Below are 10,120 nucleotides of genomic sequence, written 5' to 3'. Positions count from 1 at the left end.
GCTGGCGACATGCGCGAAGGGGTCTGAGTGTTCGGACCACTGCGCGCGCCAGAGCGAGGCGCCGCCGCTCATCGTGGTTTCTTCCTCGATGTGATCGGCGGGCAGTTCGCCGACGAAGCGGCTGGGGATCGAGCTGGTCCACTGGCCGTAGATGCGGCGGTTGGCGGCATGGAGGATCGTGCAGCGTTTGCGCGCGCGGGTGATCGCCACGTAGGCGAGGCGGCGTTCTTCCTCGAGGCTGGCGAGACCGCCTTCATCGAGCGCGCGCTGCGAGGGGAACACGCCTTCTTCCCAGCCCGGGAGGAACACATTGTCGAATTCCAGCCCCTTGGCGGCGTGGATGGTCATCACGGTGACCTTCTCGGTGTCCGCCGCCGCGTCGTTGTCCATCACGAGGCTGACGTGTTCGAGGAAATCGCCGAGCGTTTCGTATTCCTCCATCGCGCGGGCCAATTCGACGAGGTTTTCGAGGCGGCCCGAGGCTTCGGTGCTCTTTTCGGCCTGAAGCGCGGCGGTGTATCCGCTTTCGTCGAGCACGGTGCGCATCAGTTCGGCGGGGGTGAGCGTGGCGATGCCGTCGCGCCAGCCGACGAAGCTGCGCATCAGGCTGGCGAGCGTGGCGCGGGCGCGGGCGGGGAGTTCGTCCGTATCGCACAGCTCGATCGCGGCGGCGGCCAGCGGGATATTGCGTGCGCGGGCGTGGCGGTGGAGCTTTTCCAGCGTCTTGTCACCCAGCCCGCGCTTCGGGGCGTTGTAGATGCGCTCGAACGCCAGGTCGTCCTGCGGGGAGGCGATGACGCGCAAGTACGCGAGCGCGTCGCGGATCTCGGCGCGCTCGTAGAAGCGGAAGCCGCCGACGATCTTGTAGGAAAGGCCGATCTGGATGAAGCGGTCTTCGAATTCGCGCGTCTGGAACGAGGCGCGCACGAGGATGGCGATGCGGTCCAAGGGGGCGCCTTCGCGCTCCAGCCGCTCGATCTCCTCACCCACGCGGCGGGCTTCCTCCGGGCCGTCCCACACACCGATGACGCGGACCTTGTCGCCGCCGTTCACCTCGGTCCACAGCGTCTTGCCAAGGCGCTGGCTGTTTTCCGCGATGACCCCGCCGGCGGCGGCGAGGATATGCGGGGTGGAGCGGTAGTTCTGCTCCAGCCGGATCACCTTGGCGCCGGGAAAATCCTTTTCGAAGCGCAGGATATTGGCGACTTCTGCGCCGCGCCATGAGTAGATCGACTGGTCGTCATCGCCCACCACGCAGATGTTCTTGCGCGTTTGCGCAAGGAGGCGCAGCCAGAGGTACTGGACGGCGTTGGTGTCCTGATATTCGTCCACCATCACGTATTTGAAGCGGCCCTGCCACGATTCCAGCACTTCGCGGTGCTGCTTGAAGATGGTGAGCATGTGGAGCGTGAGATCGCCGAAATCGCAGGCGTTGAGCGCGCGCAGGCGGTCCTGATAGAGGGCGTAGAACTTCGAGCCCTTGCCGTTTGCGTAAGCCTCGTTGTCGAGCGCATCCAAGTCCTTGGGGCCGAGGCCGCGATTCTTCCAGCGGTCGATCAGGCCGGCAAGCTGGCGCGGGGGCCAGCGCTTGTCGTCGATCCCTTCGGCCTGAATGAGCTGCTTCAGCAGGCGCAGCTGGTCATCCGTGTCGATGATCGTGAAGCTGCTTTGCAGGCCGACCAGTTCGGCATGGCGGCGCAGCATCTTGGCGGCGACCGAGTGGAACGTGCCCAGCCACGGCATCCCTTCGACCGAGGGGCCGATCAGCTGGCCGACACGCTCACGCATTTCGCGCGCGGCCTTGTTGGTGAAAGTGACGCAGAGGATTTCCGAAGGCCAGGCGAGGCGCGAGCGCAGCAAGTGCGCAAGGCGCGCGGTGAGCGCGGCGGTCTTGCCGGTGCCTGCGCCCGCCAGCATGAGCACGGGGCCTTCGGTCGTCAGCACGGCCTCGCGCTGCGGGGGATTGAGGCCATCGAGCCATTGCTGGCCGGGAGGGGCGGAATCAGGTGCGGTTACAAGCGTCACACCGGAACAAGTAGGGAACTTCGCCGGTGCGTGCAAGTCTGCGGGGAGGAGGCTGGTTGCGCCAACCGAAGCGAGCGGGCATGGCACCCATGAAGCCGGGGTAGGGGATATATGAACACTGCAAATCCGTTCGTGGTCCACGCGCGTGTGCTTATGGCCAGCCTCGTCGGCACGGCGGTCGAGTTCTACGATTTCTACATCTTCGGCACCGCCGCCGCGCTGGTGATCGGGCCGCTGTTTTTCCCCGCCGAGAGCCAGGCCGCGCAAACGCTGCTGGCACTGATGACCTTCGGGATCGCGTTCTTTGCCCGTCCGGTGGGCGCGGTGGCGTTCGGCCATTTCGGGGACCGGATCGGGCGCAAGTCGACGCTGGTCGTCTCGCTGCTGCTGATGGGTGTCTCGACCTTTCTGGTGGCCTTCCTGCCCGGCTATGCGGTGGCGGGCTGGGTGGCGCCGGCGCTGCTGTGCCTGCTGCGCTTTGGCCAGGGGTTCGGCCTTGGCGGTGAATGGGGCGGGGCATCGCTGCTCGCGGTCGAAAATGCGCCGAAAGGCATGGAAGCCCGGTTCGGCATTGCCGCGCCGCTGGGGGCGCCGCTGGGGTTCCTGTTTGCCAATGGGCTGTTCCTTCTGCTGGGGCTCTTCCTGTCCGAATCGGACTTCCTCAGCTGGGGTTGGCGCGTGCCGTTTCTGGCGAGTTCGCTGCTGGTGATCCTGGGGCTGTGGATCCGGCTGCGTATCGGTGAGACGCCCGCGTTCAAGGCCTCGCTCGAAGCCGCGCCGCCGCCGCGCGTGCCGCTGGGCAAGCTGCTGGCCGACCATCCCGGCGCGGTGCTGGCGGGCACGATGGGCGTGATCGCGTGCTTTTCGCTGTTCTATCTTGCTACCACCTTCGCGCTTTCATTCGCGACGACCAAGCTGGGTTACCCGCGCGAGACGGTGCTGGCGATCCAGCTGGGCGCGGACGTGGTGTTTGCGATCGGCATCGTGGTTTCGGGCTGGTGGTCCGATGCCGCCTCACCGCGGCTGGTAATGGCGGTGGGGGCGGCGCTGACTGGGCTGGTGGGCCTTGGCTTCGGCAGCGGGCTTGCGGCGGGATCGCTGCCTGTGCTGTTCCTGACGCTCTCGGCCACGCTGTTCGTGATGGGCCTGTGCTACGGCCCGATCGGGGCGTGGCTGCCGTCGCTCTATCCGGTGGATGTGCGCTATACGGGCATTTCGCTGGCGTTCAATCTGGGCGGGATCGTCGGCGGAGCGCTGGCGCCGCTGGGCGCGGCATGGCTGGCGACCAATGGCGGCGTGGTTTGGACGGGCCTTGTGCTGACAGCGGCGGGGGTGGTGACGCTGGTGGGCGTGCTGATGGCGCCGCGTCAGGCTTAGAGAGAATACCCCTCCGACCCGCCTGCGGCGGGCCACCTCCCAATTTGTGCTGCGCAGAAATGGGGAGGACCGTATTGCCTGAGCGTAGCGAAGGCGGAGGGGTTATCCCGCTACCCGCATCAGCGTCAGCCTTGCCTTGCCGACCTTGCGCTCTGCATCGATTTCCAGCGCGCGCACACCGGCGGGTTCGTCCGCGTGGGTTTCGAGGCTGACCCAAGTGCCGGGGCCGATCCAGCCGAGCCGGATCAGGCGGTCTATGGCAACTGCGCCCGCGCCCGAGCCGTAGGGCGGATCGAGCATCACCACATCGAGCGGCGCAGGCACGGGGCCGAGCGCGAGGACCGAGGCGGCGCGCACGTCACACTGCGCCTGCGCATGAAGCGCGGCGATATTGGCGCGCAACGCGCGGATCGCGGCGGCGTCCTGCTCCACGAACACGGCCTTGGCCGCGCCGCGTGAAAGCGCTTCGAGGCCGAGCGCGCCCGAGCCTGCGAAGAGGTCCGCAACCGTGAGCTCCTCGAAGCTGCCGAGGCGGCTGGTGAGCATCGAGAACAGCGTTTCGCGCGTACGGTCCGCGGTCGGCCGCGTGGTGTCGCCCGCCGGGGCCGAGAGCTTGCGACCGCGCCAGGTGCCGGCAATGATCCGCAGCATCAGCGCTTGGCTCCGGGCCGCCCGCCGGGCTTTCTGGGCGAACTGCGCAGTGTCCTGCTCGGCGCGCGTTGATCGGGCCCGGGTGACGGCGCCTCGGCGGGAGCCTTGGCATAAGGCCGGTTGGGATAGGTTTTCGCGGGCTGCTTGGGTGCGGAAGGCTTGGCGACAAACTGACCAGCATCGGCGGAAGGCCGCACACGTTCGGCGCGCGCGCGCGAAGGCCGTTCGGGCTCGCGCAGCGGGCGCGCCGGCCTTGCGGGCTTGGCGGCTTCCTCAACCGGTTTCGGCGCGCGCGGCGCATAGGCCTTTCCGGCGTGGACGGCCTGCTGCACGCGGGTGGCGTGATCGCCGGCGAGGCCCTTGCGGAAGCGTTCGACCACGACCTGCGGCACTTCCTCAGCGCCGCCGCGCGGCAGTTCGCCGAGATCGAAGGGGCCATAGCGCAGGCGCAGCAGGCGCGAGACTTCGAGGCCGAGATGCTCGAGCACGCGGCGCACTTCGCGGTTCTTGCCTTCGGTGAGGGTCAGCTCGATCCACTTGTTGCGGCCGGCGCTGCGTTCGAGATTGGCGTTGATCGGGCCGTAGTGGATGCCCTCGATCTCGATCCCCTGCATCAGATCGTCGAGCTGGATCTGCGAGACATCGCCGAACGTGCGCGCGCGGTAGGTGCGCGGCACGGCATTGGCGGGCAGTTCCATCGCGCGCTTCAATTCGCCGTCGTTGGTGAGGAGGAGCAGCCCTTCGGTGTTGATATCGAGCCGGCCGACCGGCATCACGCGGCCCGCGCCTTCGGGCAGGGCATTGCGCAGCGCGGTGTAGATCGTCGGGCGGCCAGTGGGATCGCGCTCGGCGGTGATCAGGCCCGAGGGCTTGTGGAACATGAACAGGCGCGGCGGTTCCGGGGCGGCGACGGGATTGCCGTCTACCGTGACGCCGCGCAGGTTCTTGAGGATCGTGGCGGGGGTGGTGATCACCTCGCCGTCGAGCGCGATGCGCCCTTCGGCGATATAGCGTTCTATCTCGCGGCGGCTGGCGACGCCGGCGCGGGCTAGGAGCTTCGCGATCCGGTCGCCTTCGCGCGGGGTGCCATCTTCCGCCAGCGCGCGGGTCTGCGGCACGGCGGCGGCCTTGGGCAGGCGCGGCTTGGGGATCTTGTAGGGGGCGGGGGCTGCCGGGTTGCGGCGTGAGCCTGCAGCGTTAGGAGCCGCGGGCCTTCCCGGGCGGCCGCTCCTGTCTTTGGGGGGGAATGCCATGGCTAGCCCTTACGCCGGAGAGTGCGCGCCGTCACCCTGCTTCGTGAAGGGCGATCTCACGCTGACAGATTTCGTGGAAACGGCGGATGCCGCCTTCGAGCGTGCCGAGAGTGAGCTGGGGCACCGCGCCGGTGGCGAGGCCCTGCTGGCCGAGTTCGGCAGCGCGGAAGTCTTCCGAACCGAAGACCTGCCCGTCGAGCAGTTCCCAGCTTCTGCGCCAATGGTCCTCGGCCTTGGGGGTGGCCGGGGCTTCGGCAATCAGCATGAAGTCCTCGACGAGGGTGAGATCGTGCGCCTGCGGCATGATCGTCATCAGGTTCACGTAGTCCGGGCTGATCACGATGACGGTGGCGGGAAAGAGCTGGTAGGCAAACGTGGCGACACGGCGCAGCGCGGGCCAGTCCGCCAGATCCAGGCCTTCGAGTTCGGTCGCGCGGCCGACCAGCGAGCGCATGTGCGGGCCGACCTCGTCGCCCGCCGTCACCCCGTCCTTGAAATAGGGGCCGATGGTGCGGGCGTGGAGGCGCTGCACGTGGTAGCTTTCGAGGAACGCGTCCATGATCAGCTTCCAGTTGGAGGCGACCCGGTGCGTGCGGCGGGCGTAGAGATGGTGCGCGCCAAGGTCTGCGGCGGCGAAATCGGCGCTGATCTCGGTCGCCTGCGCGAAATCTGTCTGTTGGGGCGCGAACCAGATCAGGCCGCCGGCTTCGAGGCTGGGCAGTTCGATCAGGCCCAATGCGGGCTGGTCGAGGCCGGGGAACGTATCAGGGCGCGGGAGCGCGAGGAGCTTGCCATCGGTGCCGTAGGTCCAGGCGTGATAGGGGCAGACGAGCCGCTTGGCGCATTGCACCTCACCGCCTTCGACCAGCCGCGTGCCGCGGTGGCGGCAGACGTTCATGAAGACGTGCAGCTTGCCGGCGGTATCGCGGGTTAGGAGCAGCGGGCGGCCGGTGGCATCGTGGGGCACGGCCATGCCCGGCTCGGGCAGCAGGGCAGATGGCGCGAGGACTTGCGGGAAGCGATCAAACAGCGCCGCCTTCTCACGCGCCCAGTGTGCGGGGTCGGTATAGACGCTGGCGGGCACGTGGCTGATTGCCGTGCCCTTGCGGCCCGCGCCTGCCGCGACAAGACGGGCCAGTTCCAGCTGGCCATCCGTGGGCCGCTTCGCTCGTTCAGTGGTGGCCATTTCGCGGCTCTCCCCGGATTTCATCACTCTCCGCCGCTAGGCATAGCGCAATTTGCCGCTTAGCATGCAGGGTAAATTGAAAGCGGGGACAAGGGTTTCGCATGGCTTCGACCGGGGCATCGACAACAGCAGAAGCGGAGAAGCCGCCGCGCCCCAAGGGCTTTCGGCTGCTGATGATCGCGCTGGCGACGCGCAAATCCGCCACGATGCTGGGCTTCGGGTTTTCGTCCGGCCTGCCTTACGCGCTGCTGATCGGCACCCTCAATGCCTGGCTGGGCGAGGTGAAGATCGATCTTGCGACCATCGGCGTGCTTTCATGGATCGGGCTTTCCTATTCGTTCAAGTTCCTGTGGTCGCCCTTGGTAGACCGCATGGCGCTGCCGGGGCTGGAGGCGCTGGGGCGGCGCAAGAGCTGGATCCTGCTGTGCCAGATCACGATGGTGTTGGGCTTTTCGGGCCTCGCCGCGACCGATCCGGCGCATGCCATCGGCACCTTTGCGCTGTTCGCCTTCCTCGCCGCGCTGGCTTCGGCGACGCAGGACGTGGCGGTGGATGCCTGGCGGATCGATGTGGCGGACGCGGATACGCCGGTCGAGCTGCTCTCTTCGATCTACCAGTTCGGTTACCGGATTGCCTCGATTGTCGGCGGCGCGCTGGCGCTGGTGCTGGCGGGGCGGATGTCGTGGCCGCTGGTCTATTGCCTGATGGCGGGGCTGATCGGGGTGATCTGCATCGTTACCCTGCGCGCGCCCGATACGCCGCGGCCCGAGCAGGGCACCCTGCACGAGGCGCTGGCACAGCCGGGTGAACTGGAACCACGCGCGCGGTGGCTGGCGCTGCTGATCGTCGGCACGAGCTGGGCCTGGGCCATTGGCACGATCATCCGCTTCATGGTGACGATGCTGAGCCCGCTGGGGCCGGGCGAGAAGCACCCCTCGGTTGGCGATTTCACGCGCGAATATGCCCCATTGATCGTGCTGGCGACGGTGGCCGTGCCGCTGCTGGTAGCCGCGACCACCAATGTGCTGAAGCGGAATGGCCGCGCGGTGCTGACCGAACCTGACCGCAGCGTTTCCCCTGCGCGGACGGCTGCGAACCATCTCTATGTTGCCTTGATTTCGCCGCTGGCCGAACTGGTGGCGCGGCTCGGCTGGGGGGTGCTGGTGGTGATCGGCATGATCCTGACCTACACGCTGTGCTACAACGTGTGGTCGAGTTTTGCCTTCCCGTTCTACCTCGATTTCCTGCACTATTCGAAGGACGAGGTGGCCTTCGCCTCCAAGCTCTTTGGTATTTTCATGACGATCGCGGGGATCAGCCTGGGCGGCTATCTGTTCCTGCGGCTGGGGCGGATGCCGACGATCCTGATCGGCGCAATCCTGCCAATGCTGGGCAATTTCGTCTATGCCGATCTGGCCGAGGGCGCGGTGCATATCGATGCGGTGGGGCAGACGCTGGGGCTGCATTGGCTGTTCGCGCTGTTCGGCTTCGATCCGCGCATGGTGCGGTTGCTGCTGGCGATTTCGTTCGAGAACATCTCGACCGGCATCGCGGGGGCGGCCTTCGTGGCCTATCTCTCGGGCATCGTCTCGAAGCGCTACACGGCGGTGCAATATGCGCTGATGTCGTCGCTGACGTTCCTGATTGGCTCGCTCGGGCGCGGGATCGCGGGGGAGGCGTTCGATCTCTACGGCTATGCGACGGTGTTTCGCTGGACGGCGGCGGCGGGGCTGGTGGCGGTGCTGTTCGTGTGTCTGGAGTGGGTGCGGGTGAGCCGCGAGGTGGTGGTGGTTGTTCCCACCGAAGTCTGACGTTGCGCCTGATCCTTCGACAAGCTCAGGATGAGCGGGCCTTAGGCTTTTCGTAAACCAGACCTTGCTCGGGATGAGCGCGTCTTGGTCCTTCTCACAATCACAAACCCCGCTCAGGACGAGCGGATCTTGGTTTTTCCGCAATCACAAACCTCGCTCACCCTGAGCTTGTCGAAGGGTGCTCGCGCTGCGGTTCAGTCCGGCGCTTCGTCGTTGCGCTTCAGCACATCGCCCGCGAGGTAGAGCGAGCCGGCGATCAGGACATCCCCTTCTGGAGGCAGCGCGGCGAGGGCTTCGGCCACATTGGCGAAACTGTGCACGCGCAGCGAGGTGAAAGGCGCGAAATCCTCCGGCGTGTGCGCTTCGTGGCCGGGGGCGGGGACGATGGAGACCGAAGCCAAGCGGCCTTCGAGCGGTCGCAGGATGGCGCTGGGGTCCTTGCTCGTCAGCATGCCCATGACGAGATGGAGCGGCGGGCTATCGGCGAAATGGCGGGCGATGGCTTGCCCCGCGTCGGGGTTGTGGCCGCCGTCGAGCCAGACGGTGCGATCGCCCGCAAGCGCGGAGAGCGGACCCGGGCCGAGGCGCTGGAGGCGGGCGGGCCAGTGGGCGGCGCGGATGCCCTTTGCCATCGCTTCGGAGGTGACCGGAACGACGCTCTGGTGGCGCAGCATGGCTACGGCGAGCGCGGCGTTATCGGCCTGATGCGCGCCAACCAGCGAAGGGAGCGGGAGTTCGAGCGTACCATGCGCGTCGCGGTAGTGGATCGCCTCGCCCACCTCGGCCCACCAGTCGCGGCCGCGCAGGTGGACGGGCGCGCCGATGTGGCTCGCGGTGGCGAGAACGCTGGCGAGCGGGCTTGCGGCATAGCTTTGCACCACGAGCGGCGCGCCGGGCTTGGCGATGCTGGCTTTTTCGAAGGCGATGCGGGCAAGGGGCTCTGCGGGGGTGCCTTCCTCCGGCACCAGCAGAAAGGACTCGTGGTCGATGCCCAGGGTAGCGATGCCGCAGACGGCGGGGTTTTCGAGGACGTTAGTTGCGTCCAGCCTGCCGCCGAGGCCGGTTTCGATGACGCAAGCGTCTGCCGGTGTCTCGGCGAAGGCGAGGAAGGTGGCGATAGTGGTGACTTCGAAGAAGCTGGGGCCGAGGTCTGCGGCGGCATCGAGAACGCGTTCGAGGAAATCGGCGAGGCTTTCGTCGCTGATGAGTTTTCCGGCGATGCGGATGCGTTCGTTGTAGCGCACCAGATGCGGCTTGGTGGCGGTGTGGACGACGAGGCCTTGCGCTTCGAGGATCGCGCGCAGGTAGGCGCAGGTGGAGCCTTTGCCGTTGGTGCCCGCGACGTGGAACACCGGCGGCAGGCGGCGCTGCGGATTGCCGAGGCGCGCGCAGATCTCGCGTACGGTATCGAGGCCGAGGCGACCCTGGGGCAGGGACAGTGCGCCGAGACGGTCGAGCTGCGCCTGCACGCGCTGGTTTTCGGAAATGGCGAAGTCGCGCATGGAACGCTGGTCCGATTCGATGACAACCAAGGTTCCGTTCGTGTCGAGCGAAGTCGAGACACCAAGTGCTTCGTATGGTGTCTCGACTTCGCTCGACACGAACGGGATGGGGTTGAGACCCGTCCGTGAAGAAATCCCTGCCCTTTGCGCTTAAGCCGCCTGCGCCGCCATCAGGTAGCCGATGGTGCGGGCGAGGGTGGCCTTCAGCATGTGGCGGCTGACGACCATGTCGATCATGCCGTGCGCGTGGAGGTATTCGGCGCGCTGGAAGCCTTCGGGGAGCTTTTCGCGGATCGTGTCCTGGATCACGCGCTG

The 10,120-nt window shown here is 67.0% G+C and carries 7 protein-coding genes and 1 pseudogene; 2 read left to right on the top strand and 6 right to left on the bottom strand.

Features of this window, described 5'->3' with window-relative positions; all coding sequences use genetic code 11:
* On the bottom strand, positions 1 to 2,025 hold a 2,025-nt coding region (locus Q0071_RS12525), incomplete at its 3' end, for an ATP-dependent helicase (protein ID WP_298169658.1).
* Between the two features lie 111 nt (positions 2,026 to 2,136).
* Between Q0071_RS12525 and Q0071_RS12520 the strand changes: the two genes are divergently transcribed.
* Positions 2,137 to 3,402, top strand: coding sequence for an MFS transporter (locus Q0071_RS12520; protein ID WP_298169655.1), 1,266 nt, complete (start codon positions 2,137 to 2,139; stop codon positions 3,400 to 3,402).
* 102 nt (positions 3,403 to 3,504) lie between these two features.
* On the opposite strand, the gene rsmD is transcribed toward Q0071_RS12520, so the two are convergent.
* The 3 genes from rsmD to Q0071_RS12505 are packed head-to-tail and all read right to left on the bottom strand — an operon-like array spanning position 3,505 to position 6,492.
* On the bottom strand, positions 3,505 to 4,053 hold the full coding sequence (gene rsmD / locus Q0071_RS12515) for a 16S rRNA (guanine(966)-N(2))-methyltransferase RsmD (protein ID WP_298169652.1): 549 nt from the start codon (positions 4,051 to 4,053) through the stop codon (positions 3,505 to 3,507).
* The gene (locus Q0071_RS12510; protein ID WP_298169649.1) at positions 4,053 to 5,306 is read right to left on the bottom strand and encodes a pseudouridine synthase; all 1,254 of its coding nucleotides are present in this window, start codon (positions 5,304 to 5,306) and stop codon (positions 4,053 to 4,055) included. The genes rsmD and Q0071_RS12510 overlap by 1 nt, the downstream gene beginning before the upstream one ends.
* A gap of 31 nt (positions 5,307 to 5,337) precedes the next feature.
* Positions 5,338 to 6,492: an aromatic ring-hydroxylating dioxygenase subunit alpha gene (locus Q0071_RS12505; protein WP_298169646.1), complete on the bottom strand. Its 1,155-nt coding sequence runs from the start codon at positions 6,490 to 6,492 to the stop codon at positions 5,338 to 5,340.
* Positions 6,493 to 6,593: 101 nt separating this feature from the next.
* Between Q0071_RS12505 and Q0071_RS12500 the strand changes: the two genes are divergently transcribed.
* Complete coding sequence (locus Q0071_RS12500; protein WP_298169644.1) at positions 6,594 to 8,303, top strand: MFS transporter; 1,710 nt, start codon at positions 6,594 to 6,596, stop codon at positions 8,301 to 8,303.
* Positions 8,304 to 8,497: 194 nt separating this feature from the next.
* Here the strand turns inward: Q0071_RS12500 and Q0071_RS12495 are convergent, their stop codons facing one another.
* Together Q0071_RS12495 and Q0071_RS12490 are read right to left on the bottom strand one after the other, a co-directional pair.
* Positions 8,498 to 9,805, bottom strand: coding sequence for a folylpolyglutamate synthase/dihydrofolate synthase family protein (locus Q0071_RS12495; protein WP_298169661.1), 1,308 nt, complete (start codon positions 9,803 to 9,805; stop codon positions 8,498 to 8,500).
* A gap of 150 nt (positions 9,806 to 9,955) precedes the next feature.
* A pseudogene (locus Q0071_RS12490) lies at positions 9,956 to 10,120 on the bottom strand (acetyl-CoA carboxylase carboxyl transferase subunit beta); the annotation flags it as partial.

This window comes from Novosphingobium sp., assembly GCF_027486195.1.
Classification (GTDB): domain Bacteria; phylum Pseudomonadota; class Alphaproteobacteria; order Sphingomonadales; family Sphingomonadaceae; genus Novosphingobium.
The sequence above is the reverse complement of the archived record's forward strand: the minus strand, read 5'-3'. Positions and strand labels throughout refer to the sequence as shown.

Coding starts and splice junctions, on each gene's coding strand:
- Q0071_RS12495 (WP_298169661.1), bottom strand. CDS start 9,805: ATGCGCGACTTCGCCATTTCCGAAAACCAGCGCGTGCAGGCGCAGCTC.
- Q0071_RS12500 (WP_298169644.1), top strand. CDS start 6,594: ATGGCTTCGACCGGGGCATCGACAACAGCAGAAGCGGAGAAGCCGCCG.
- Q0071_RS12505 (WP_298169646.1), bottom strand. CDS start 6,492: ATGGCCACCACTGAACGAGCGAAGCGGCCCACGGATGGCCAGCTGGAA.
- Q0071_RS12510 (WP_298169649.1), bottom strand. CDS start 5,306: ATGGCATTCCCCCCCAAAGACAGGAGCGGCCGCCCGGGAAGGCCCGCG.
- rsmD (WP_298169652.1), bottom strand. CDS start 4,053: ATGCTGCGGATCATTGCCGGCACCTGGCGCGGTCGCAAGCTCTCGGCC.
- Q0071_RS12520 (WP_298169655.1), top strand. CDS start 2,137: ATGAACACTGCAAATCCGTTCGTGGTCCACGCGCGTGTGCTTATGGCC.